The sequence below is a fragment of the Oligella sp. HMSC09E12 genome, from assembly GCF_001808505.1.
GTDB classification, from domain to species: Bacteria; Pseudomonadota; Gammaproteobacteria; order Burkholderiales; family Burkholderiaceae_B; genus Oligella; species Oligella urethralis.
The window spans coordinates 14,149-39,145 of sequence record NZ_KV793559.1 but is presented as its reverse complement, the minus strand read 5'-3'; the positions used below and the strand labels follow the sequence as shown (position 1 = coordinate 39,145).

Here is a 24,997-nt window from a genome sequence, read left to right as displayed (position 1 = left end):
CTTTACTTGTTCTTTCAAACATAGCAATTTCTCCACAATTGACTTAATTCTACCTCCAAAATTTTAAATGTCAACTGGAAGTAAAAATTTTTATTTACCAAACAGGGCGTCTCTCAAGTCCTCCGCATTTCTAATAACCTTGTTAACAAGCGTGTCGTTGTTGATTAGGTTTTCAGTTTGTCGAACTTGAAGCGTATTTAACGCTACCGCAATTCTCACGTTCACCCCTTGCTTTTGACCCGTCCTATGCAACCTTGCCACCGATTGATGAAAAAGTGTCAAAGTCGGAACCTCCAAAAACAAAATGTTTCGGCAAACGTCTTGCAAGCCATTAACGCCAACACCAATACTTGAAGGTTGACCAATCAAGATTTTACATTCAGGATCGTCAATAAACGTTTGAATGTTTTTGTTGTTGACAGCCACAGAGTTATCACCGAAAGCGGTTACTACGTTGTGCCTTTGCAGGTGTCGCTCAAGGCTTCGATTGGTTAAGCGATAGTTAGAGAATATCACTAATTTTTCATCACCAATTTCACTCAAGACTTGATCCAACAACTCATAGCAAGTTGATTTTGCATTTTCTTTTCCACTAAAATAATCATAATTACAAATAATTTGACCAAGCTTGTGGTATAATGCGCTTGCCGTTGTAGCATCAATCTTGCCTCCGTCCTCCAACACCAACATTTCTTCCAACGCTAGTTTTGTATACAAGGTGTAGTGTTGCTTATTCAACTCATAATAAAGTGGTGTATACGTTACCTCGGGTAACTCGTGAAGTACGTCCTGCTTTAAAATGCGAACGGAATTGATTTGCAACGCCTCGTTGAGTTCCTCAAGGTTTCGCCAACTAACAACGTTACCAAAGAAATCCCTTGAGCCTTCATATCTTCCGCAAAATACGCTGTAGTTTCGATAAAGCCCCGGTGCTGTAAACGTCATGTAAGCATAACCGTCCGTGGGCTTTGAAAGCGGTGTTCCTGTTAACAACATGGTTGATTTTCCAAGTGCAAATTCTCGAAAATAACGGTAGTTTTGACTTGAAATATTCTTGATAGCAGCCGCTTCATCAAAAATCACCGCCGTTTTATCTCCAAACACTTTATCAAATCGCTCAAAATCCGCTTTGAAAATCTGAATACCAACCAGTGTAATTAATGTACTGCCTAGGTTAATCTTTTTACGTTGTGTGGGTGTGCCTCGATATATCGTAACCTTGCCTTTCAAGTCTGGGTACGTTTCAAAGGTTTTATACCACCCGTCAATTAAGACGGGAGGCATAATCACCACCAATTTGTCCACAGCCCCTACTGCTAACTTGTAGAGAAAGGAGGCAATGGAAGTTGCGGTTTTACCTGCGCCAACGTCCAAGTAATACCCTGCGTGTGGCAAGTGGGCAAGTTTGTTTACTGTGTCCTCTTGGAACTTGTATAACTCAAATGGTAGTTGGAAATTTTCTTTTACAACCTCATAAGGCGTTGGACTCACAACGGTTTCAACGGGAGTCTGGTTCGCCATATAGTTTTTATAATGATTGTCAAAATTAACGAGCATCTTGTAATTCTCAAGTGCTACGCTTGTAACCTCTTGATTCATAGCAAACCCTTACTTGTTTTTATTTTTTAAAAGCTTAGCTAATACATCTTTATCTTGAATTAAGCTCTCAACATGTTCTTCTACATCGCCAAAGGTGTCGTAAGTTACTTCGTCGCCTTTCAAATGTAAAAAGGCAATGTCAGTTGGGGTTTTGCCTGATTCAGAATCAAACCACATACCCAATCGATCATCATACTCTAGGTCTCTGAAACCATAAGAAATTTCCATAAACTGATCAAACCAATCGTCCATGATTGGCAACAAAGGGGCTGTTTGGACCTTAAAGAATTCACATATTTGGTGCAACTCGCCGATAAAGTAGGAGGAATGAATTTCAGGGTTTTTTAGCAGAATTTCTTTTGCATACCCTAATACCTTGTTTGAACCCTCTCCTGATTGATCACGAATTACCCAAGAACCTTGTTTGAAATATACTTTAACTAACATAAATACTCCTATTGCTCAAATAAATTAATAATTAAAAATTGCTTAAATAAGTTTAAACTTCCATTCTACATTAGATACCAATCTGTACGCCCTAAAAACGCCATCATATCTCCAAAACTGGATTCAAAGCTTTCCGCTAATTTCCATTTTGGCGTTTCCTCAAGTACCTCACAAAACTCTTGAAATTCATTATCATAAAAACTACGAATGTCTTCAATCGTCCAACAAATGTCATCAATCGTGTCAGAACTACGTTCTGATGGCATGTCTCTTGTTGCTGGGTAATATGTATAATCCCCAACATCTTCCATATAAAAAGGCATAAACAAGACCTCCTGAATCAAGTTTTCATATTCACCTATCATTTTCTCTGCGTTTTCAATTGTAATATTCATTTCATTCCCCAAAAATAAAGGAGCTAAATAGCTCCTTACAACCAACAAAACTGCCCCTTAAATAAAAACTGTCAAATTTATTTTAAATAAAGCACGTAAAGTTAGCGTTTGTCAAGCTGTTCAATACTTTCTTTCGCTCTCCTGATTTTTTCTCGCTCATTTTCAGCGACGTAACTAGCAAGTGTGATTGAAAACCACGAAATAAAAATCCACAGCTCAACCCCAACCACCATTAGATTAATTATTGTCAACTTAGCTCCAAGTGATTTGTCGATTAATGAGATAAAAAAACTAAAAAAGGCAATAAAAATATGAACGCTACATAGAAAGGCAACACCATACCTAAGCCTTGCCTTCCAAAGTTCCTTTCTTGCCTCCTTAGCTCTATCGTCCAAGTTTGCGTCAGGAAAAATACTCATCTTTCATTTCCTCCAAAATTTCAATTAAGTTTGGTCCAAGCGTACACCCAAAAACATTAACTAACTCTTCGTACTCTTTTGCAAGCTCTTTTATTTTGGCTTTGTCGGTGTCTTTGTCCATGTCATCGTGCACTAAATAATAAAGGCGATCCCAAATTTTTTCTGTACACATGGGCATGTACTTGCCCGGCTTAAAAATCGCTACTTGAAAATCAAACTCAGGTTCAAATTTGTCTCCAAACTCGTCCTTACTTCTAACCGCCCCAAACTTCGCTTTGATTGCCGATCTAGCCTCTCTTACAGTCTCGTACTGTCCATGAGCATACAACGCCCAATCGTTTCTAGTCCAACAACAACCCTCAATACATAAACCCGTCCCTGTCAAGTTTTCGTGGGGCAAGGTTGTGATTTCGATTCTATCGGCATCAATGTTTTGAGGCGTGTCTTTATTTGGTCCTATGTATTTAAATTCATAAACATAGTACGTACCTTGATCATCAAGTTTAATTCTGTTTTTCATTTCGTTTTCCTTTAAGTTTAAGGTTTGAGTGCAAGGGGTTTAGTTAATAAGTAAACCCCTTGCCAAAGCTCATTCACTTACTCAATCTCAACACGCTTAAGCATTGCCTTTGCGTGCTTAACTGCTTTTTGTTTGCAATTGTAGAGTAAGCCGTTTTTAAGGTAGTGCTTATCTATATCTTCGTCTAAACCCCAAAAATGCCCGGTATAAAGTTCGGGAGTAGTTAAAGCAGGTACGTAATAAAAACGACTTTTTGGGTTATACTCGCAAATATCAAGCTCTACACCATTGCAACTGTATTTTGGGTAGAAGTCCTCTTTGACTCGATAACCGTTAACTGCCACGTCTAGGTTTTCTGTCAAAATACCCAAAACAGAATATAAGTCTACCCAACTGCCATCATCGCATTCCGCTTGAACTGTCTTGCCATCAAGCTGGGAATTAATTAATTCTCGCCACGTATATGTTCTAGACTTCTTGTTAGCCTCTAATTCAAAATCAAATTTATCCATTTTCATTCACCCAAACTAAATCTCAAAATAATCATAATCAATTACACTGAACTCATAGGGCAAGCAATCAGCTAGGCGTTTTGCGTTCACTTCCTCGCCGTCCTCGTCAAGCACTTTAACGCCCTGAATATCCCAAACCTCGTCCATGCCTTCAACCCCAAATCGCAAACTATCAGGGTCGTTTTCCTCGTAGTTAAAACTTTCGCTGTAAGTAACAGTAATGCCATCAAGAGTTGAGACTAATTTAGCTAAACCATAAATCTTGTTAACGTCTACAAACTCAATTTCATCTCCAAATAGCCGTAGTTTTGATACTTTCATTGAGCTATTAACTTCAAATCGTTGTTCACGTTCCCATTCTTCACATAAAATTAAGTTGTCAAATTCATCTAATGAAATAGTTTTCATTTTTTAATCCTCTAAAATAATTAAATAAATTAATTCAAGCTTGCAAGCTTGTTGATGTTTGAAATTTTGTTGCCATTAAACACAATGACAGCGGAAGGAAATGGAGCGGCGTTTTGATGTCCGCCAAACTTCAATCTTCCTTTCACAAAATAGATATCGCCGTGCATTGCGTAGTCATGCCACCAAACCGTATCCGTCCTTGCAGGGACTAAACAAACAATCGTTAACCCCTGCAAGCTTGTTTCATAGGCTTTTTTAAGCCACTTTGAAATTTGTCTTCCGTACGGTGGGTTTAACCAAATTACGTCCTCTTTGTTTTTCGCCCAATCTTGTGCTAATCCGTCCATTTCAGGCGTAAAATAGCGTTCACACTTGGCGTTATCAGGCAATGCGCAAACGTCTAGTGTGAAATTAAATTGCTGGTGTAATTGGTTAAAAAAATCTTGCGGTGTTTCCCACCGATCGGTTTTGCTTGAAAAATGTACGTTCATAAATTACCTTTCAAGTGTGAGAATTTGAGTAAGTAGGTTGAAATTAAAATCAAGGTCTCTTCTAATATGTCCATTTAAAATAAATACCTCCATGTCTCCTCCTCTTCGCAAGAAACAATAAGTAATTAAATAAATAAATAAACTCAAATAAGTTAAAACCGCTTGCTATTTCCTCCTATGGTTTCAAGTTGATGTAAGCCCAAGGATTGTCCTTAGGGTTGAATCGTTGTATTGGTTTTTGTTTGGGTTTTGGAAGTTTTACGGGTTTTTGTTTTGGTTGCGCTTTAGCCTTTTCCTTTCGATCATCAAACTTATACCCACGTTTAATATCAAGTCTTTTAACTCGATCGTAGATATCGCCAATGGTTCGCCCAAGCTCCATCGCCATGTCATCTATGTCTTTATAAGGGTCTGGGTAATTAATAGCTAAATACTCGTCCTCGTCCTTAGTCCAACCCCCGGTAAAGCGTAAATCTAAGGTTATCAAGTGGTTATCCTGCCAAGCGGTTAGCAAATCCAAAACCTCTTGGTAACCCAAACCGCTTGCGCTCACCAAGTCATCAAACGTTTGGAATTGAGATCGCAACCTCACCTTCCTAACTCGCTTTAATCTCTTATTCACGCTAAAATCCTCGATTGATTTGCCCTAGTGTCGGCCACTCTGCCAAGCCTCTTGGTGTGGGCGTATCAATAAAGTACATAACTCGTTCTTTAATCTGCCCATAACTTTGAGGTTTATATTTGCCATTGCCAAAATAAAATTGCTTATATAGTCGATATTCCTTAGCACTAATTTTCATTTTCAAGATCCATATGTAATTGTTTCAAAAGCTCTCAATAAATCGCTACCCCCACCGCTCAACCTATCCATGGCATTTAGTAACTCGCTGTACTCGTAAGTAATGCGCTCCAACCGCATTTCCAAATATCCTGCCTCTTTCTGCGTTTCTGTCAAAATTTTTTCAATTTTTTTGATGTCTGGATTAACGCTTTGGATTTCAGCAACAGCATCGGTTAGGTTTTCAAGGATTTGCGGGATTTGATCTAATCCAAAATCTCGATCTTTACTCTCCGCAATCCTACATAAATCAAGTGTTTCACTAACAAAGTGTTCGGACTCCTGCAAGACCTCAACCCCTAGTTCCTCGTTTTCTATCAAGTTCTCAAGTCGCTCGGTTGGCAATTGTCCATATAATTTGTAAAGTGTTTTATTGCTTTGTGTTGTACCTGTTAATGCATCAATATTCATTATAGTTACCTCTTAATGTAAAAGTGTCAATTTGTGGGCAAATAAATGCCCACAATCCATTATTTACCCAAACCATCAGTGTCAATTAAATCCGCTCTGCGGAAATAGTTCCAACCATAATTAACATATAAATGTTCATATTCGATTTGCGCCTTGCGATAATTAATATAAGAACAAACTTCGTAATAAGCTTCATCACCAAGCCTACGCTCAATAATATCCGCCAATAAATAATGAGGGTGTTCATAAGTTCCTAGGTGCAAGGTGTTGAGAATGAAATCAAGTTCTTGTTTAAAGTCTTCAAGGGTCTCGCTCTCTTTACCAAGCGTTAACTCCCAGTAATCAAAAACAACCTCTTGCTCATATTCACTTAGTTTCAAAAACTCAAAAATTAAGGGATCAAGGTCCTCTGTGTTTTCGTCTACAAATTCCTCAAACCAAGGGGAAGGTAGAAAATCTACAATTAAGTTTTCTGTGTCAAATTGATCCTTAATATAAGCCCTTAATTCAGCATAACTACCAATATTGCTTAAATCAACTCGCTTCAAGCCTTTAGGCGTTCTAATATCCATTATAAAGTCTTTCATAATTAACTCCTACAATACTCTAATATCCGATTTTCTTGCGTGCTTTAAAATAAAATCCAATACGTGTTCTTTGCCAAAAACACCTAATGCCCACGCATTTTCTTCACCACATATACCGTGATCAAATCCACAATTTTTAGGATCAATGATCCTAGAATAATCAGGGTTTTCGTAAACATATTCAAACATGCTGTATTCCTCATGCACTAACTCGCATTGCAAGTATCTTCCATTACCAAATTCAATAATAAAAAATCCTAAGTACTCGTCTACATCAGTGCAAACGAAATCTAAGTAATCAAGCCTTAATTTTGGGTATTTGTTCATTTCAAAGTGTCCTTTCTAAAAGGGTTTAAAAGGGTTTAAAAGGGTTTGCAAGGGGTATAACCCCTTGCCTCTTACTTCACCCACTCAATCAAAAACTTTCGTGGTAACTCGCTACAATCGCCCTCAGGCAATACCTTTACACACTCCTTTGTAGCGTAACTTATTTGGACGATTGGGGTTTCAAGGTAGGTGATCATTAACATCACCAACATTAACCCCAAGCCCAAAATACCCAGTAGGACTACAAGCCATTCAAGTTTTAATTTAAAAATCATTGGAATCCTCCAATGAAAACCCAAATTGCTTAACTCTTGCTTCCTTTTCGTCCTCAAGGGTTTGTAGACGGTCTATGATTAACGGAATCAACGCCTGTTTACACAACTCAAACGCATATTCACGCCCAATTAAGTTGTAACCGGTATCTAAATACCCCGATTCCCCATCTTCCAATCTATCATCGTAAATATAGTATTTATACACCTCACCATTAACATACTCAGAATATTCCGCAACTTCAAATTTTAACTGTTCAACAATTGCCTGATAATTATCAGTTTCCGGATTCCAACGAGTATAAATAACACCAAGTTTACCTGAATCCCATGGGAAATTTGGATCCCCTATATAGATAGTAATATTGGAATGTTCGTACATCGACAATGGCAACACAATAAAATTAGCCTCAATCCAATCGGTTAATGGTTGGAAATGCGCCAATTCTTCAGCCTGCCAAGCTTCAAAATCTTGAGGATCGAGATCAATTTCATGATCATAATCCTCACTTGAATAACGCTCACGAAGATCTTTGCCCAAATAAGCCCAAAATTCTTCAAGGTGTTCATGGTAGATTGTGCGCTCAACTTCTTCAGTCATTGATCGATATTTACCCGTTAATTGCAAGTCGCCAAGTGTGTATCTTCTATGCCCACACAACATCACTGATCCATAATCCATCATCTTGCGTGGGTTTTCGGGGAAATCATCATAAGCAACTTCAGCATCAAGTCCTAGTTTTTGAGCATATTTCACCAAAGAATCAAAATCCATTGTGTATAAATCAAGAGTGTTCATTAATAAATCCTTAAATAAATAAATTTGGGTTTGGGTTAGGCTTGATGTTGGTTTCATCAAGCCTTTGCAAGTGGGTTTGGGTTTGGGTTTGAATTAGTGGGCGTAGAATAAATGCCCGTCTTGATAAAATCTATCGTGCAACAAATCTTCACCTAATTTCTTAAAATCAATGTAGTGCCAAAGAAAGTTTGAAATTGTTTCGTGAAAATCAATTTCTTGTACGCAATCTTCAGCATATTCTTCCATTGAATAGTAGTACCCTATGTAGTTATCAAGGGCGTGCTCTAAGGCATATTCCAAGTCAACGTTTGCTACCTCCATATAAGCTACTACGATCTCTTGTTCCCGTTCTTCAAGTTCTGCAAGTTCCCACAAGTGTTCATCTACGAAAACCTCGCTGATAGATCTTTCGGGAATACCTTCCCAATCTTGAAACATAAGCTCAGGATCTTTTTCGTCGCTGTGTAACTCCCTGCAAGCTTCTAAGAAATCATCAAGATTGATGTAGTCCCCAAGGGTTAGCCATCTTCCTTCTGAAGTTCCGTTGTTGTATTTAGCGAAAGTAGATACATAAATTTGCATAATAATCACCTTTAAATAAATAAATGTCAATTTGAAATCAAATTAAGGTTGGAGTTGATCAAGTATGGAAGATAAACGCTCCTTCTTATCTTCCATGGGATCAAAGTAATAACTAAATCCATATTGCTGCAAGCAAGCAGTTAAGCTATTCTTTATTTGCTTTGGTGCTAAACCGTAAATGGTTGTATTTATCTTGTCTTTCAAGAATCTTTCAGCCTTGGGTGTCAAAGCTTCGTACATAATAAAACCATCTTCGGTTAGTACAAGTCTAAAGTCCTTCATAGTTTTCCTTTTAGTTTAGGTTTAAGGGTTATGGCAAGCGTGCTGTGGGGCAAGCGTGCTTGGAAAGCTGTTATGCAAGCCAAGGGGCAAGCGTGCTGTAAGGTTGTTGTAAGTTTTATTACAGAATTAGAGTGATTTTCAAATTTAAAACCATTTTGCAAGTGGGTAATGTTGCTGCTAAATATCAGAATCAAACATCAGCACAAAATCAAAATCAATTTTAAAGCCAATTTTAGGCTGTTTTGGCGGTTTTGATTGTGGTTGAGGTTAAGGTTTAGGCTCAGCCTCAAAATGCACTGTAGAGTCTATAAACGCTTTTAAGCGCACTTTGCAAGTGTTTAGCTGTTTCAAGTGGGGTTTTTCCTTTTTGCAAGGTGTTTTTAACTTTGGATTATTTGGGAAATTGAGAAATACCCACCCCCGGTAATTTAAAATCATTTTGCAAAAAAATTGAAAGATAAAAAACCATTTTCCACGACCCCCTTTTTTTTAAAAATATGGAATAATCCAAAGTACTAATAATATATATATAAATTTATATTAAATATTATTAGTATTGTTAAACCACTTGAAGCGGCTTGTATACAGCCTCTTGAGAGAGATCGAGCCAAAAATTAGTTTAAGTCTAAACCTTTTTTTCGCTTTTTCTCGTGATTTTTGACTTCAAAAACCTTGAAAATCGTGTCATAATTTGTTACACAATTTAACACTTCGTTACTTGACAAAGACTATAACTTAGTATCTAAAATCTTAAAATTTACAGTTTCAAGTCTAAAAAATAACCTGAAAATCGTTTCTAATTTCTGCTAAAAGCTCTTATTTACGTTTAATTGTTGCTAAAAGCTTTTATTTTCTCTTAACTCCGAAATTTAAGCTTTTAACATGTTGTTACCTAACTTAAGAAATTACTTTAAGTTTGATGCTACTTAAAGTAATTTCTTAAGATTGGTGCATAAGCCATTGATTCATGTTTTCCACCTTGCTTTTGATTGAATTTTGAATAAAACCCTAGTCAAAAGCGGTGATACCGGGTATGAACCATGTTTTAAATTGTGCTAAAGGTGTTAAACACTTGCTAAAGGTGCTAAATAATTGCTAGCTGCGCTAGATTCTTGCTAAAGGTGCTTAATGATTGCTTTAACCTTAATCTTAGCTTATGGTTTAGGCTTAGTCTTAGCTTATGGTTTATGCTTAGTCTTAGATTAACTTTAGTTTTAGCTTATGGTTTAGCTTAAACCTTAACTTCAGCCTTAAACCTATCCTAAACCGTTGTTTTAGGTTATGGTTTAGATTATGGTTAAGGTTATGGTTACTACCACATCACACAACCTTGCAAACCTTGCAAACCTTGCCTACATACCTATATACATAGTCGCAAAAAAAGCCCTAATTTAGGGCTTTAAAGGCGTTTAAACGCTAGATATAATACTAACCTAAGCCTATGATTAAGGCTTAGGTTAAGACTATATGTTAAAGCCTAGCTACAGCTAGGCTTTGGTTTTATCTATTACGATGAGCATCGAAGATCACTTGCTCTATTTCTTCAGCTAAGAGACTATCTAGATCTTCAATAGTTAGATAGTCTCTGCGAAAGTCAAAAGTTTTGCCTTTAAAATTATAAACTTCTCATGTCTTCACCTTAAATAAATAAATAAGTTTTTTCTAATCTAAAAACACTCATTGAATGTTTTTAGATTAGCCCCGTGCTTAACTGCACGGGGTTTAATTTTATTCTGCTAAGTCGCTTAAAGCGTTAAAACTTTGGATCAGTAAGTTAAAAGTCTTTAAGTCTCTATCATCAAGATCTTTTGCTTCAGCTTTAGCTAGATTTGACTTATAGAAAGCCAAAGCTAATTCATATAGAGACTTTTTAGGTTTCATTTCTTTCGGCATTTTCCAATCACGCAATAACTCTAGCCCTTTTAACAGCTTGTCTAGATCTTGCAAACTGCACTGTTCACCTTGCTTAACACCTGAATTTACAAGCGTAGGATACTTTTGCATTGTATCCTTATCGGTGTTTACGGATAAAAATCCCGTATGAAAAGCTAAGTAGTGTTTTAATTTATTAAGCATGTGATTGCTTAGTAAAGGCTGCTGCTTGCCATTGATGCGCCTTTCCGTCGTTGCAAGCTTTACAATCACGTTGTTAACGACTGAATTTGATCCTGTAAGCATGGCATGTTCGATCGCCATACTTAGGACGCTATGCAAGCTATTTTCGTAGCTTACAGTTTTATCGGAAAGATTGATGATGTTTTTTTCAATTGCTTGTTCAATTTTTTTGGCTTTAGTCATAATAACCACCTTTAAATAATTAAATTAATAAATAAATCAAAGTTTAGCTATTGCTAGCTAATATAAATGCACTGCAACAATGCACTTATATTAGCACCCGTGCTTGCAAGCACGGGCATTGATGCTCATAGTCTCACCTTATAAATAAATAAATAGATAGATAAATAAATAAATAAATAAATAAATAAATAAATAAATTTTAGCATTAGCTAACATAAAAACACTTTTAAAAGTATTTTTATGTAAGCTAAGCTAAGCTTAGCTTACAGTACTAAATTTTGATAGATGATCAAAATCCTAGCACCCTATGCCTTGAATAAAAAAATTTCTTTTTATTCAAGCGTTTATATAAAAATTTATATAAACGGGTAAAAATTTTTAAAGAACGCCGACATAAAAATTAGCTCTAGGTAGTGTACGCTTAAGATATATGTATACTTTGAGTTGCAAAGGTCCATGACGGTTATCTTTGCAGTGTCATATACATACAGCGCTTAAGCATCGCATCTAAGCGATCTTTATGTCGCTAGGGCTTTCCCTGTTTATTTAATTGTTAAGTTTATTATAAGCTATTAACTTTTCTTTGTCAACACTTTTTATAAACTTTTGTAGTTTTTTAACTACTATGAATAAGTAATTTTTATTCATTAAGTTTATTATAAGCTATTAACTTTTCTTTGTCAACACTTTTTATAAACTTATTTATCTTATAGCTTGCAAAGTTTATAAAGGTGTGGGCTGTGTGATACATGCAGTTGTACCAGTAACCTTATATTAGTTACATCTAAATTAGATATGACTATATAAACAAAGTGTGCCAGGGAAAATAAAAATCGCCCATACCTTCTTAAAAAAATTTTTGACTTTTTAAAACTTTTCGTTTATAATAGTAACAAATTTAATAAATAAGGTTAGAGGTTTAAATGAAAGATACATTAACGCCCACTGCAAAATTAACTTCAAAGTGGCTAAAAGAGAAAATGCACACACACCGAGTTCGAGGTGTAGACCTTGTTGAAAAGTTGAATGAGGCAGGGATAACTGCGTCTCCTGCCTACGTCTCTAACTTACGTCGATTTGGAATGTCCATTAAAAGAGCAGGTGAAATTGCTAAAGTGATGGACTGGGAAGCACCTTCTATCTTTTTATCCGAAGATAGTTCAAGCTCCACCCCCACAGAAAACTCCACCACCCGCATAACCATCTCGTCCCTTACGCCACGAGCTGGTGTTGACGTGTCAGCAAATGACAGTGAAGTAATCGACCTTGTTAGAGTATCTCGTGCTTGGTTACGTGGGCAATTCCCCAACCTTACCAACTTGCAATCCCTTGCCCTATGCAACATCGTCGGAGACTCCATGGAACCCACCTTTGATGGCGATGACACTATCTTGGTAGATTGTTCTACGAAGCAGTTTGACTTTGACGGTGTGTATGTATTTACGTATTACGACACCTTGCTAATTAAGCGTATCCAGAGGAGACCGGGCGTTGGGTATATGGTGATTTCGGATAACAGGGACTTGTATGAACCTTACAAGATTAACCTAGAGGACCTTGCAAACGTAACCGTCCACGGAAGAGTAATTGGCAAGTTTGGGTTTGACCGAATGTAACAAGCTTCCTGCTTGCAACTAACAAACACACACTTGCAAGTCTTGCCCCTGCTGACCGTGTTACCATATAAAAAAGAAAGACCTCACATAGTGAGGTCTTTAAGCTTGAGAAGAATACACCTTCTTGATGGGTGTTTAGGTGATTAGGAGATAAGTGGGGCAAGAGCGATAAGGAATGACGATAAGGAATGAAAGCTCCGCCCACGCTTGTCATTATAAGATCTTATTGGATAAATTGCAAATGAGTGTTAAAATGACAAACAATATATTTGAATTGCTTGAGCAATATGAGACAGATAAAGACGTATTTAAGCGTATTGGGTTGTCAAAGTATGCGCAAGCAAGCTTGATAAAGCACCCAGAAACTTGGCAAGTGTATGTGAATCGTCGAACGCAGTATGCGCCAGCTCACCGAAGCGATATTGCTGCACTTGACCGATGGTTTGCTGAACATTCTGGATTGTCTGTTCATCAGGTACGTTCGGTTACACGAGCAATGAAGTTGCAACCAAAACGTCCAAAGAAGGTGACGAATCGAGAGCAGGATTTAGTTGATTACTACACGTATCGTAAAAAACTTGCTGAACATTTGTACACCTTGATAAGTGGGCGTAAAGCAGTAAACGAGATTGTTCGAGAGACTGGATTAAACGAGCGTACAGTTTATCGTCGAATGATGGCGGCCGTGCAAGAAGTACGTCCACAGGTAGAAACAAAGTACGACTTGAACAACATGACGGAAGCAGGTCGTTTGGCATTAGCAGAAAAAGTGCGAGCCAACGAGCTTGATAAATGGGACGAGAAAAAATTAGCTTTACTTTCTGACGCAGAGAAAGAGGAAATTTGGAAAAAAAGATGAGCCTCAATCATAAGCGTCAACGATGAGGACGTATGAGAATAACGATTGACGAGCATCTTTTAGGGCTTGAAAATAATCAAGGTATTAACCTTGATGGCTTAGAGAACTTGACGGAAGAAGAGCTATTGGACTTGCACAATGCGGTTCTTAGCTTTCTTCCTACATCTCACTTAAATGACTTAGACCTTGAGCAAGAGCTTGTGCTTCAATTTAGACGAGCGCAACACTTGCAGGATTCGGTTTTGAATCGCCCAGATATTCCAGCGAATCAACAGGCGCAAGTACTTAACTCCGTTGCCTCCACCTTGCAACAACTTGTCAAAATGCAATCCGAGTATTACACGTTTGAGCGATTTAAAAAGATTGAAGGGTTGTTGGTTAACATGGTAAATCAATTACCTGACGAACAAGCAAGAGAGTTTATCAGAAAGTATGAGGAGGAGTTAGTTAAATAATGGACACACTAACTCGTCTCCACTTGCAACGCTTGAAGAACCAAACAATCAACAAGTTCTCGCTTGCTACCATTCCAGAGTGGATTTCACAGAATACTAGAGTCAACGGCAACCCCTTTAGTTATCAAGGTCACGAGTATCAGGAAACGATTTTGCGTGACACATCGCAGGAAGTGGTGGTCATTAAGTCGTCCCAGATGGGGATTACAGAGATTTCAATACGCTTGGCGTTGGCGTTGTGTGCGGTAATACCAAATTACACATTGATTTACACATTGCCTACAGCGTCTTTTGCCTCAAACGTAATGGGGACTCGTGTTGATCCTGTGATTACAGAATCAGAAACCTTGAAGGCGTTGGTGAGTACGCAGATTAACAATAACGAGATTAAGCAGATTGGAAGCTCGTTTTTGTACATGAAAGGTTCGGCATCGGGGAACGCTCCAATCTCAATCCCAGCCCACCATTTAATACATGATGAAATCGACTTCTCCGACCAAGGTATTATTGAACAGTATCAATCTCGCTTGACACACTCCCCTTATAAGCGCAAACACAAATTCAGTACGCCGACTGTACCCGGTTATGGAATTCACGAGGCGTTTATGCAGAGTCGGCGTTTTTATGAGTTTTTGAAGTGTAACCACTGCAACCATCAGTTTGTGCCTGACTATTATGAACACGTGACGATACCGAGTTGGGATAGAGGACTTGAGGAAATCACAAAAGCAAACTTGCATACAACGAAGTGGCGAGAGGCGTACATTCGCTGTCCAAAATGTGGAAAAGCGCCTAGCAGAGATTTAGTACATCGAGAATGGGTGCTTGAGAACCCTGATGATGACTACATTGCCGCTGGGTATTATCTCTCCCCTTTTAGTGCAACGTTTATTTCCCCTTCCGACTTGATTCAGGCGTCTACTAACTACAAACGCCGTTCTCAGTTTGTGAACTTTGCGCTGGGTAAGCCGATGATGGATAGTGAATCATCAATCACAAGAGAGGACTTGCTCAGCAACTTGATTAATAGTGTTGACGGAGTTACGGGTGTTACGGTGATGGGGGTTGACGTTGGGTCAATGAGTTACGTGACGGTGATGAAGCTATCGCCAGATGGGTTTAGATATATTATTAAAACGGCGGAAATCCCTGTCCACCAACTTGAAAAAGAGATCAACAACTTGCGAGTTAAGTATCTCCCTAGAATGATGGTGATTGATGCGCTTCCGTATACAGAAACCGTTCTTAGAATGCAACACACGAACCCTAACCTTTTTGCCGCTTTTTATGTGGAGCGAAAAACATTAGAGCTTCAGTATACGATTAGCAAGGAGGAAAATAGGGAGGAAGGCAAGATGGAGCTTAACCAAGTTAATATCAACCGCAGTAAGGCGTTTGACGTGTTAATGGACGATATCAAACTTGGTAACATCAAAAAAGTACGTGAGGACCATGACGAAACTTGGATTTCCCACTTGCAAGATATGAAGCGAGTGCAGAAATTTACTACAACCAAAGACCTAGAATACGTGTGGCAGAAAAGTGCTAAAGGAGACGATCACTTCCACCATAGCTTGCTGTATGCTGAAACGGCGGCAAGGATAGTTGGGGTATCTAGTTCAACACTTATTCTGCTTTCCTATTTGTCTACGTTTAAAGTGATGAAAGAATCTAACATTCATTACGCATGAACAATTAATTGACAAAACAACCTTGCACCAATAAAATATCCCTACCAATCATTTGATTAACATATAAGGAGTGAGTATGGCGTTGGGTAAGGAACAAGGGGAAATGTTGTGGCGAGAGCGGTTTGATAATTGGGTTGATGCTTGTCACCAAAAGCACAACTACAAATACAGTTACCCTTCAAAAGAAAGAGTTAAGGACGACAATGGAAGGTGGAAGATTGAAATTGTATGTCCTACTCACGGGTCTTTCTTTCAGGCACCAGAAAAGCACAAGTTTGGTAGAGGTTGTCCTTATTGCTCAAACAACAAGAAAAAGGAAACAGGGATTGAGTTCGCAGCTAAGCATTGGCCGGAAATTACTTGGGTTGAGGAATTTAGTGACGCTTACCAAAACAAGCGAGTAAAAGGCATTTGCCCTCACCACGGGGAATTTAATAAACTTGTTACACAGTTAAGAGGGATAGTAAAAAGTGGCAAAGGTCACGCTTGCCCTAGGTGCGCTAAGATGAAGACAGGGAGAGAGGCACGAGTTCCCGTGTCTGTTTGGTTACAAAGGATTAAGGCGAATTTTCCTGAGTATGAGGTTAATGAATCTACGATTAGGAAGGCTTCAGATAAGGTTGATGTGACTTGCCCATCTCACGGAACTTGGTATCCAGTCTTGCAAGATGTTGCTGAAGGTCATGGTTGTGGTCAATGTTGGAAGGAAAGCAAAACATCTAAAGGAGAAAAAGAACTTAGCGAGTTCATTCAGTCTTTGGGTTTGGAAGTATTCGAGAATTTCTTTTTAGAAAAACAATCCGTGTTGCACGATGGTTGGGTTAAAGATTTAGGGGAGTTTGACGTTGTTGCCCAGCGAAAGGACGGAAGTTTTGTTTTTATTGATTACCACGGAATGTATTACCACGGAGACAAAGTCAAACGAAACCCTAACGCTCATGTAGAAAAGTTAGAAAAGCTTGATAACACAGAGTTTCAGTACATTCAAGTGTTTGAAGACGAATGGAAGCTACAGAATACCAAAGTTAAGAATAGACTTGCTCACATACTAGGCGAGAGTACTTCGGTTCACTACGCAAGAAAGTTGTCGCTTGAGGTTATTCCTTGGAAGAAAGCGGAAGCATTTTACCATGCCCACCACTTGCAGGGATCGGGTACTAAGACAAGTGAGAATTACGCCTTGATGGAAGGTGACGAAGTTATCTCTTGCATGTCTTTTGCTAAACCTAGATTTGACAAAGAGGTTGACAAAGAGCTTCTTAGATTTGCAAGCAAGGGTTCTGTTGTTGGTGGATTTAGTCGCCTTTTAAAAGCGTTCAAAGCCAACAACCCCAACTGTAAAAAGTTGCTTAGCTATGCAGATAGGCGATGGTCGGAAGGTAAAATTTACAGTAGTTCTGGGTTTGAGTTTGTTGGGGTTACTAAACCAAACTATGCTTGGTACAAGAACTTGAAGAAAGTTACACGATATGACGCTCAACGACACAAACTAAATGATTTATTTTGTAAAGAGTTTCCCGATAGTTGGAGCGAATCGGATATCATGCGTTCCGAGGGCTATTGGAAGGTTTACGATGCTGGTAACTCTAAGTGGTTGTTAACAATATAAGTATTTCAACAAATAATTAACAAAACTTGACACTTTATATTTCATGTGTAATAATTAGGCAAAATAACAATAATAAGGTTAAATGCTTAATAACGTAAAGCGATTTTTCAGTTGGCGTAGCAATACTGAGGGTAAATCAGGTGTTGCATCGGGTCTACAGGTGAAATCTCAACTTTCACCTGTAGAATCCCCTACCCGCTTGAAAAAAGGGTATCAAGCCATACCCAGCTATTTACGTTCGGCTAAGCCTGACAAATCAAACAAGTTAACACTAACAGACAGAAACCTTGCCACAACGGATCTTTCTCGGACGTCACGAGGGGTGCCAACGAGAGAGCTGTTAAGAACGTTAACACATGCCTCACCAGATTTGTCAGCGGCTCGTAACGCATACTTGCGTACGGGCATTACGGGGTCATACACGGTGGTTGCCCGTAATATGGACGGGACAGTGAATCCAGAAGCGACAAGACTTGCTAACGAGTTAGCTAACCGCTTTGACGTATTGCCGGACTACTCCAACGGTTTTTCTGGAACACTGTCCATTCAGTCCGTCTCTGAATCACTTGCCAGTGAATTATTTACATACGGGGCGATGGCAGGTGAACTTGTATTAGGCAAGGATTTACTGCCTCAGCGAATTCAACCTGTGTCGGTTACTACTATTGAGTTTTACCCTGACGCTGATGGGTATTCCCCAGTTCAACGTATTGGCGACAGCGAAGTCAACCTAAACATTCCCACGTTCTTTTACATTGCTTTAGACCAAGATTTGCTAGAGGCTTATTCGAGTTCCTTGGTAGAGAGTGCAATTCAACCTACCCTTTTCTCTGAACAATTTCTATCGGATATACGCCGAGTGGTTCGCAAGGCGGTACACCCTAGAATGAAAGTGTCGATTGATGAGGAAAGCTTCCGAAAGAATATGCCGCTTGAGGCTCAAGTGTCATCGGAGGAACAGGAAAAATACTATGGCTCGGTTATTTCTGACATTGAAAGCAAAATTAACAACTTGGAGCCTGAAGACGCTCTCGTATATTTTGACACGTTAAAGATTGAGCTAGAAAACAACGGTAATATTTCATTGTCAAGTGAGTATCGCACACTTGAAGACATGGCGAACGCCAAGATGTCAACAGGGGCTAAGGTGATGCCAGCTATGCTTGGGCATAGTTCAGGCACATCTAACGTAGCTTCCACTGAAACCTTAATTTTTATGAAATCCGCCGAGGGAGCTATCCGCTCTAAATTGAATGAGTTTTACTCAAAAGTGATGACGTTGGCGGTCCGTTTGTTTGGGTTGGACGTTACGGTTGAGTTTAAGTATGCTAGCATTGACTTGCGTCCTGAATCAGAGCTTGAAGCATTTAAGTCAATGAAGCAATCTCGTATTTTGGAGCTATTGTCTTTAGGCTTGATGTCGGACGAGGAAGCAAGTATCGAGTTAACTGGTCATCTTCCGCCTACAGACTATGTACCTAAAGCTGGCACGATGTTTAAGTCCAGCAAGCCGTCTGATATTAACCCCTACAATGGCGAGACCAATGACGGGTCGGCATTTAATAAATCCTTGAAGCCAGATACGCCTACAGGTGTTAAGGGCGAGAATAAGAAAAAGAATAATCTGAAGGAATAACATGCAGAAGAATTTACTTTGGGCTGGTACAGAAGACTCGTTAGTGTCAATGATAGAACGAGTTAAAGGCGTAGCCGACTTGAAGACTTATGCCGAAGGTGCTGTAGATGTTGGAGGTTCATCTATTCTTTCCGTCCATGGAAACGTAGGTGTAATCAGTATCCGAGGATCTCTTGTTAATACGGACCTTTGGTACAACGAATTAATTGGAGCGGTTAGCTACAACCAAATTAGTAATGCTTTGGTTGAAGCTGCCGAACTTCCTGAAGTTCACAGCATTGTGTTGGATATTGACTCACCCGGCGGATATGTGAGTGGCGTTTCAGATACAGCCGACTTGATTAAATACATCGATTCATCAATTAAGCCTGTGTATGCCTATACAAGTGGGACGATGTGTTCAGGGGCATATTGGCTTGGCTCTAGTGCTCGTGAAATTTATGCGGCTCGCATTGCTAACATTGGTTCGATTGGGGTAATTACGACTTCCATTGATATTTCTAAACAGCTTGATGAAGCAGGAATTAAAGCAACTGTGATTCGAGCTGGCAAATACAAGCAAATGGGCAACATGTATGAGGAGTTGACGGAAGAAGGTAAACGCCAAATACAAGCGATGGTTGACGATGTTTACAAGATTTTTGTAGGTGATGTGGCTTCCAACCGAAATAAGAGCTACGCCTACACTGATGAATACATGGCTCAAGGGCGAGTTATGTTGTCGGAGTCTGCTAAGACTGTAGGGTTGATTGACGGCATTATGTCGTTTGACCAAGCCCTAATTAATATTTCAAAGAGAACCTTAGACAAACGTAATTTGTCGTTTGAACACACTAATAATAATTTAGGAGCAACCATGAAACAGAAGAAAAGCTTAGTGGGTGCCGTGTATCAGGATTTATTTCAGGTATCGGCAGGAAAGATCACAGCCTCTATTGATACAGGCAAGATTGAAAAAACTGTCGATACGGGAAAGATTGAAAAAACTATTGATACAGGAAAGATCACAAGACCTATTGATACAGTAAGCCTTACCTCTAAAGAACCAAAAGGTGAAACCGTTCAGGCTCAAGAAACTATGGCTGAGGAAACAGTTACGCAAGTGGGCGAAGACTTGGAGCAACCTAGCGTTGACGAGACTCAAAATAACAACCTAGTTATCCTTGATGACGGAACGGTGGTTGATGTTGAGGCACAAGAAGCAGTGAGCTTGGAATCTAATACGCAAGAGGAAGTTGAGGTTAAAGTGTCAGAAGACAAAGCTCAAGTAAATGAAAGTGTATCAGAAATGTTTAAGTTACTTTCTGCTAAGGACGACCAAATTGTCGACTTACGTATCTCACTTGAAAAAGTGAAAGCAGAGCTTGAAGAGTTCAAGGCAATGGAAGCATCTCTAAAAGAGATTATCGCTAAGTCTGCTCAAGGTATGCAAGTAGCCCTTGGACAGCCTCGTTCTGATTACTCACAATCCAGCTTGAAGTCAGTACTTGAAGCCCACGCTTCAGTTTCTGCAACCTTTAATAAGTCCTTTAAGGCTGGTCAGCGTAGTGTTACAAACGTTAACACTGACGAATCACCTAACAAGGACCAAGACAAACCTAAATCATTTAAAGATCTAACTGCCTTGCAACGAGCAAGCGCAACGGTTCTGTAAATCCACTTTAGCTAAATATGGAGAAAAATATGGCTAAATTTAAAGTAGGACCTTTGGTCCAAGAAGTAGCGGAAACTTTCCGTGTAGGCACTAAAGCTGCTCCACTTGTGGACGCAGATAAAGGAAAATTAGTAACTGTAGGCAGTGAAGGTAGCCAAGTTGTGCTAGGTGAGGCTGACGGTGAAATCTTCGGATTCTTAACTTCCGTTGAACCTTCCACTCAAGACGGCTACAAAATCGGAGGTGTAATCACCAAAGGTTATGCGCTAGTAGATACTGGCGATGTAGCGGTTGGCGAGTACGTAGTGATTGAATCTAACCCTGCCTCTGGTACTGCTGGAAAAACGAAAGTTAAAAAAGCAACAGGAACACCAAAGTACTTGTGGCAAGTTGTTGATACTGGCGTAATCCGCAAAGTATAAGCTTTCTCACGATAACAAGAATAATAAGAGGAAATAAACATGGCTCATTATATTGATGCTCAAGGCGCAAGCCAACAGGTAAAGATTGAACCTTCCATTTACTTGGAAGCAAAAGAGGCTAACGTATCCGTTGAGACCTTGATTAATAAGCGTCACCCTGTACAAGAGGGTGCTCCTTCCGCATTCCGCCAAATGGCATCTTCTTTGGGTTTATACCTTAAAGAGGACCGAGAGTTAGGAATCCGCCCTACCCTATTACAGGACGTACTTGATGGCTCTTGCATGAATGTTAGTGCCAATACTCGCAACGATGTACCAGAGTCTCGTATCCTGTTCCCTGCCACTATCTTGTCAACTATCGAAGACAAATTGGCTCGCGACTTGAATACAGCTGCTGCTGCATTTGACCGCTTAGTTGCTTCTACTGAAACCATTGAGGGTTCTGAGTTCAAGCGTGTCATCATCAATTACGACCGTCCTAGCGAATACCGTAGCCAAGTGGTTGCCCAGCTTGCACGTCCTACTAACATGACGACTCTGACTGTAAGTGAGCGTAGCCAAAGCATTCCTACCACTGCACAAGGTATTGAGTGGTCTGATAAATTTGAGCGTGCAGCAGGTTTAGATGTCATCGCACTTTCTGTTGCCCGTAAAGTTGCTGTAGAGTTAGACGCACGAGCTAACCAAAACATCTTGGCACTATTAAACGGTGACGAAGACTTAGGTATGGAGCCTTTAAATACTGTTCAACCTTACTTTACGTCTAGCCAATTTGACGCAGAGTCTAAGGACGGAATCCTTACCCAAAAAGCATGGGTTAAGTGGCTTTACCAAGGTCGCAGCTACCGCTCTATTGACTGGGTGGTTACCGATATTGACGGAGCGTTAGCGATTGAGAACCGCTTAGGTAAGCCTACTGTTCAAATTGATGATGGCACATCTCCTCGCATTAACTCTCAAGCGGTGATTGCTAACCCATTAATCCCTGCTCAAGTACAGGTATTTGTTACTGAAAATCCTGACTGGCCAGTTGGAACAATCATGGGCTTAGACAGCCGTTATGCTGTAAAACGCATTAACAGCTTGAGTGCAGACTACTCAGCTACAGCTGAAGACGTGATTAAACGTAGCAAAACAATGCGTTGGGATACAGGATCTGCCGCTTTCCGTTTATTCGACGAAGCGTTCTCAGTATTAGAGCTTAAGTAGTTTAGATAAGAGGCTTCTTCGGAAGCCTCGTTAAGGAGTACCAAATGACACAAGCACGTAAAACAGCAACTAAAGCTAAAGATGGTTTAGTAGAAGGCGTTTCTTTGGATCAGATCCGAGATGTTCCAACTGACGAAGAACACAAAGCCAAAGCAGCTCAAGAAAAGAAGAATTACGACTTATCTGATGCAGTTAAAGTTCAAACCACTTCAGGCGGAAACATGTATGACCCTGAAGGTGATCAGTGGATCACAGGCCGCTTAAACCTTGCAGCTAATACGGACTGGCTAAAGCGACAAATTGCCGCTGGAAAGATTGAATTGGTGAAGTAAATGTTGACAGACTACACAACCCACGAAGATATTCGAGCTGTCTTGGGTGTTGAAGAAGATGAAATCAACAACTCAACAATTGAATTAGATGTGTTTATCACTGGGTTGGAGTCTGATTTGCATGAACTAAATCCAACCCTTGATAGCACGTTTAAGGTGATTAAAAGCAAACAACCAGAAGATGTTACACCGCTTGAGAGGCGTGTTGTGAACCTAACAAAAGCATTTGCCACTTACAGTGTTGCCAAACAACTTGCTAATGCATTACCGATGTTTGCTCCACGGATTATTTCAGACGGAAAATCTTCGTTGACAAGGTTTTCTGGCGAGCCTTTTAAAGAGGTTATTGAGGGGATTGATTCTCAGTATAAGTTAGCAAGAAGTCGCTTGCTTGCGGTACTTGATGAATTACAATCTGAATCAAAAATAATTAGCACTCGGTCAATCCTTTTTGTTTCAAGCCCCTCTTACGACCCTGTGACAGGAGAGTAAATGAAGCTTTCAAACGTCGTTAAGTACTTTAACAATACCCCCTATTATTGCGCCTACACAGGTGATCTTATGGGGTATGGTCAGTTGGACGTTTGGGACGATTCAAAGCGAGACGGTCTTACCGTTCAGAGGCGTATATTCGAGGTTGATGTAGGGTCACCTATGCCTTCTCGTGGGGTGATTACTTTTGAGGGCGACCATTGGCTCGTAGGTTTTCTTAACAAAGACTTGTTCCAAGGTAGAGTTCACCGTGAGAAATACGTCTTACATCAAGCGGAAGAAGAAGTTGACTATCGAAGCATCAAGGAACATCTTGAAGACGCTGAGGGAGTTGGCATCTTTGCGGCAAGAGTTTGGATTAAGACAACGTCGCAAGTTGAGATTAGCAGTGAAAAGTTCAACCAAATGCAGGTATTTACATCACGTTCTGAGCCTGTCGAGGTTGGCGATGTGTTTACTTTCTCGTCAAAACAATACATCGTGACAGAGGTCTACCCCTCCACCGCCGGACACCAAGTGTCAATATGTGAAGAACTTGATAAAGGCGCATTAGAAGTTGGGGTTGTTTCAGATGAGGTTTATGACCCTATTACTGAGACGATGCAGACTACAGATAAACCTATAAAAGTGTTTAAGTTGCGTTGGCAATCTCACTTTGACTATTTAAGTCTTGCTACTCCTAACTTTGAGCGTGGAGATATACAAGGAGCGACCTTAACCCAACTTGAGACGGGCACTGTATTGACGCTGTCTAATGTTCGATGGAGGGTTAATCACGTACAGCAACGAGAAGGGGTTTATTTCCACCACTTGCGGAGAGCGTAACATGATTAAACTAAAAGCAGCAAACTTGCGTAAGTTTGAACATGAGATGAACAAGTGGATTAAGGAATCCGAGCTTGAGGCGACTGAGGTCGCTAGAGGGTTAGCTGTAACAGGGTTTAATCAAATTCTTGAGCGATCTGCACAGCGTTCAGGGGATTTCGCAGCTAACTGGCAGTTTAGTATCAATGCGGTTAATTATACTTTTAAGAACCTAAAGTTATTGCCTGAAGGTGCAAGCCCCGATGATTGGTTTATTATGGGCGATAAACCAGCTATCAACTACGCCAAACAGAATAATAAAGGTCGAGATAGAGGGTATAAGCTTGGCGATACATTTTATGTTTCTAACTCTGCAACAAATGCAGGTAATGACTACGCTGTTTGGATTGAAGAAGGGTCTATTAACTTTCGTGAAGGAAACTTGGGTATGCCTGTGGCATCAGCAATGATTTATATTGGATCGTTGTATGGTCATATTGGGAAAGTGCAAGTTCAACAGTTAATAGCGGAGAGGTTGTAAATGGTATTTGGTGATGTAGATGCAAGAAACGAGCTTGTGAAAGCCATTGTGGCTTTGTGGAAGAATTCCCCATTTAAAGATGTTTCTATTTACCATGAGAACGGTCCTACCCCAAACCTTGACCAACTATCTTATTTTGTTTCTTACGAAATACAGATGGTAACTTCAAAGCAGATGACGCTTGGTGAAAAACCAATTGACAGAACATCAGGGTTTGTACAGTTTTACTTTGCTGGTAAAGCAGGTACAGGAACACTTAAGTTGCTTACCATGCGAGATTTCGTAAAGCAAGCACTAAAAGCTAAAGTATTTAAATCGCTGAAAACAACAATCCCTAGTCCGGGACGAAGTGATAAAGATAGAGGTTGGCATATTGAAACCTTAATTGTTCCTTTCTATTTCGATGGAATGCCAATTGCTATGAATCACTCAGACGAAACACCTTGATAACCACTTTAAAATAGGATAAAATTGACACATTAAATATAAT

The 24,997-nt window shown here is 39.6% G+C and carries 31 protein-coding genes; 14 read left to right on the top strand and 17 right to left on the bottom strand.

Going from position 1 to position 24,997, the window contains the following annotated elements; translation table 11 throughout:
• Positions 1–90 precede the first annotated feature (90 nt).
• The 17 genes from HMPREF3179_RS03700 to HMPREF3179_RS03620 all read right to left on the bottom strand — a co-directional run bounded on the left by HMPREF3179_RS03700 (position 91) and on the right by HMPREF3179_RS03620 (position 11,187).
• A complete protein-coding gene (locus HMPREF3179_RS03700) occupies positions 91–1,599 on the bottom strand; it encodes an SNF2-related protein (protein WP_070469767.1) in 1,509 nt (502 codons plus the stop codon).
• Positions 1,600–1,608: 9 nt separating this feature from the next.
• On the bottom strand, positions 1,609–2,046 hold the full coding sequence (locus HMPREF3179_RS03695; protein ID WP_070469766.1) for a hypothetical protein: 438 nt from the start codon (positions 2,044–2,046) through the stop codon (positions 1,609–1,611).
• A gap of 65 nt (positions 2,047–2,111) precedes the next feature.
• Positions 2,112–2,441, bottom strand: coding sequence for a hypothetical protein (locus HMPREF3179_RS03690; RefSeq protein WP_070469765.1), 330 nt, complete (start codon positions 2,439–2,441; stop codon positions 2,112–2,114).
• 101 nt (positions 2,442–2,542) lie between these two features.
• Positions 2,543–2,860 carry a hypothetical protein gene (locus HMPREF3179_RS03685; protein WP_070469764.1) on the bottom strand — a complete coding sequence of 106 codons (318 nt, stop codon included), beginning with the start codon at positions 2,858–2,860 and terminating at the stop codon, positions 2,543–2,545.
• Positions 2,844–3,380: a hypothetical protein gene (locus HMPREF3179_RS03680; protein ID WP_070469763.1), complete on the bottom strand. Its 537-nt coding sequence runs from the start codon at positions 3,378–3,380 to the stop codon at positions 2,844–2,846. The genes HMPREF3179_RS03685 and HMPREF3179_RS03680 overlap by 17 nt, the downstream gene beginning before the upstream one ends.
• Before the next feature lie 77 nt (positions 3,381–3,457).
• Positions 3,458–3,892, bottom strand: coding sequence for a hypothetical protein (locus HMPREF3179_RS03675; RefSeq protein ID WP_070469762.1), 435 nt, complete (start codon positions 3,890–3,892; stop codon positions 3,458–3,460).
• A gap of 15 nt (positions 3,893–3,907) precedes the next feature.
• Positions 3,908–4,300 carry a hypothetical protein gene (locus HMPREF3179_RS03670; RefSeq protein WP_070469761.1) on the bottom strand — a complete coding sequence of 131 codons (393 nt, stop codon included), beginning with the start codon at positions 4,298–4,300 and terminating at the stop codon, positions 3,908–3,910.
• 29 nt (positions 4,301–4,329) lie between these two features.
• Positions 4,330–4,791 carry a DNA N-6-adenine-methyltransferase gene (locus tag HMPREF3179_RS03665; protein WP_070469760.1) on the bottom strand — a complete coding sequence of 154 codons (462 nt, stop codon included), beginning with the start codon at positions 4,789–4,791 and terminating at the stop codon, positions 4,330–4,332.
• Positions 4,792–4,966: 175 nt separating this feature from the next.
• Positions 4,967–5,413, bottom strand: a complete 447-nt coding sequence (locus tag HMPREF3179_RS03660) for a Sec-independent protein translocase family protein (protein WP_070469759.1) — start codon at positions 5,411–5,413, stop codon at positions 4,967–4,969.
• 1 nt (position 5,414) lies between these two features.
• On the bottom strand, positions 5,415–5,591 hold the full coding sequence (locus HMPREF3179_RS12215) for a hypothetical protein (protein WP_161797547.1): 177 nt from the start codon (positions 5,589–5,591) through the stop codon (positions 5,415–5,417).
• Positions 5,592–5,593: 2 nt separating this feature from the next.
• On the bottom strand, positions 5,594–6,040 hold the full coding sequence (locus HMPREF3179_RS03655; protein WP_070469758.1) for a hypothetical protein: 447 nt from the start codon (positions 6,038–6,040) through the stop codon (positions 5,594–5,596).
• Between the two features lie 59 nt (positions 6,041–6,099).
• The gene (locus HMPREF3179_RS03650) at positions 6,100–6,627 is read right to left on the bottom strand and encodes a hypothetical protein (protein ID WP_070469757.1); all 528 of its coding nucleotides are present in this window, start codon (positions 6,625–6,627) and stop codon (positions 6,100–6,102) included.
• Positions 6,628–6,636: 9 nt separating this feature from the next.
• A complete protein-coding gene (locus HMPREF3179_RS03645; RefSeq protein WP_048769124.1) occupies positions 6,637–6,954 on the bottom strand; it encodes a hypothetical protein in 318 nt (105 codons plus the stop codon).
• A gap of 264 nt (positions 6,955–7,218) precedes the next feature.
• Positions 7,219–8,082, bottom strand: a complete 864-nt coding sequence (locus HMPREF3179_RS03635) for a hypothetical protein (RefSeq protein ID WP_141743435.1) — start codon at positions 8,080–8,082, stop codon at positions 7,219–7,221.
• A gap of 36 nt (positions 8,083–8,118) precedes the next feature.
• Entirely contained in the window at positions 8,119–8,607 is a 489-nt protein-coding gene (locus tag HMPREF3179_RS03630) for an antirestriction protein ArdA (RefSeq protein WP_070469754.1), read from the bottom strand.
• A gap of 42 nt (positions 8,608–8,649) precedes the next feature.
• On the bottom strand, positions 8,650–8,889 hold the full coding sequence (locus tag HMPREF3179_RS03625) for a hypothetical protein (RefSeq protein WP_070469753.1): 240 nt from the start codon (positions 8,887–8,889) through the stop codon (positions 8,650–8,652).
• Between the two features lie 1,728 nt (positions 8,890–10,617).
• Positions 10,618–11,187: a hypothetical protein gene (locus tag HMPREF3179_RS03620; protein ID WP_070469752.1), complete on the bottom strand. Its 570-nt coding sequence runs from the start codon at positions 11,185–11,187 to the stop codon at positions 10,618–10,620.
• Positions 11,188–12,110: 923 nt separating this feature from the next.
• Here HMPREF3179_RS03620 and HMPREF3179_RS03615 point away from each other — a divergent pair.
• The 14 genes from HMPREF3179_RS03615 to HMPREF3179_RS03550 all read left to right on the top strand — a co-directional run bounded on the left by HMPREF3179_RS03615 (position 12,111) and on the right by HMPREF3179_RS03550 (position 24,954).
• Positions 12,111–12,803: a S24 family peptidase gene (locus HMPREF3179_RS03615; RefSeq protein ID WP_070469751.1), complete on the top strand. Its 693-nt coding sequence runs from the start codon at positions 12,111–12,113 to the stop codon at positions 12,801–12,803.
• Between the two features lie 241 nt (positions 12,804–13,044).
• Positions 13,045–13,662: a hypothetical protein gene (locus tag HMPREF3179_RS03610; RefSeq protein ID WP_141743434.1), complete on the top strand. Its 618-nt coding sequence runs from the start codon at positions 13,045–13,047 to the stop codon at positions 13,660–13,662.
• Positions 13,663–13,694: 32 nt separating this feature from the next.
• On the top strand, positions 13,695–14,117 hold the full coding sequence (locus HMPREF3179_RS03605; RefSeq protein WP_048769144.1) for a hypothetical protein: 423 nt from the start codon (positions 13,695–13,697) through the stop codon (positions 14,115–14,117).
• Positions 14,117–15,808 (top strand): phage terminase large subunit family protein, encoded by a 1,692-nt coding sequence (locus HMPREF3179_RS03600; RefSeq protein ID WP_070469749.1) that lies wholly within the window; start codon positions 14,117–14,119, stop codon positions 15,806–15,808. Before HMPREF3179_RS03605 ends, HMPREF3179_RS03600 begins: the two co-directional genes overlap by 1 nt.
• 76 nt (positions 15,809–15,884) lie before the next feature.
• On the top strand, positions 15,885–17,417 hold the full coding sequence (locus HMPREF3179_RS03595; protein WP_070469748.1) for a PDDEXK family nuclease: 1,533 nt from the start codon (positions 15,885–15,887) through the stop codon (positions 17,415–17,417).
• An 82-nt stretch (positions 17,418–17,499) separates the two neighbouring features.
• Positions 17,500–19,053, top strand: a complete 1,554-nt coding sequence (locus tag HMPREF3179_RS03590) for a hypothetical protein (RefSeq protein WP_070469747.1) — start codon at positions 17,500–17,502, stop codon at positions 19,051–19,053.
• A 1-nt stretch (position 19,054) separates the two neighbouring features.
• Entirely contained in the window at positions 19,055–20,707 is a 1,653-nt protein-coding gene (sppA, locus tag HMPREF3179_RS03585; RefSeq protein ID WP_070469746.1) for a signal peptide peptidase SppA, read from the top strand.
• A 29-nt stretch (positions 20,708–20,736) separates the two neighbouring features.
• Complete coding sequence (locus HMPREF3179_RS03580) at positions 20,737–21,129, top strand: hypothetical protein (protein WP_048769155.1); 393 nt, start codon at positions 20,737–20,739, stop codon at positions 21,127–21,129.
• Positions 21,130–21,168: 39 nt separating this feature from the next.
• The gene (locus tag HMPREF3179_RS03575) at positions 21,169–22,338 is read left to right on the top strand and encodes a hypothetical protein (protein ID WP_048769158.1); all 1,170 of its coding nucleotides are present in this window, start codon (positions 21,169–21,171) and stop codon (positions 22,336–22,338) included.
• A 44-nt stretch (positions 22,339–22,382) separates the two neighbouring features.
• Positions 22,383–22,670 carry a hypothetical protein gene (locus tag HMPREF3179_RS03570; RefSeq protein ID WP_048769161.1) on the top strand — a complete coding sequence of 96 codons (288 nt, stop codon included), beginning with the start codon at positions 22,383–22,385 and terminating at the stop codon, positions 22,668–22,670.
• Positions 22,671–23,162 (top strand): hypothetical protein, encoded by a 492-nt coding sequence (locus HMPREF3179_RS03565; RefSeq protein ID WP_048769163.1) that lies wholly within the window; start codon positions 22,671–22,673, stop codon positions 23,160–23,162.
• Positions 23,163–23,987: a hypothetical protein gene (locus HMPREF3179_RS03560; RefSeq protein WP_048769166.1), complete on the top strand. Its 825-nt coding sequence runs from the start codon at positions 23,163–23,165 to the stop codon at positions 23,985–23,987.
• Between the two features lies 1 nt (position 23,988).
• Positions 23,989–24,507 (top strand): hypothetical protein, encoded by a 519-nt coding sequence (locus HMPREF3179_RS03555; RefSeq protein ID WP_048769168.1) that lies wholly within the window; start codon positions 23,989–23,991, stop codon positions 24,505–24,507.
• The gene (locus HMPREF3179_RS03550) at positions 24,508–24,954 is read left to right on the top strand and encodes a hypothetical protein (RefSeq protein WP_048769170.1); all 447 of its coding nucleotides are present in this window, start codon (positions 24,508–24,510) and stop codon (positions 24,952–24,954) included. It abuts the gene before it with no gap.
• Positions 24,955–24,997 lie beyond the last annotated feature (43 nt).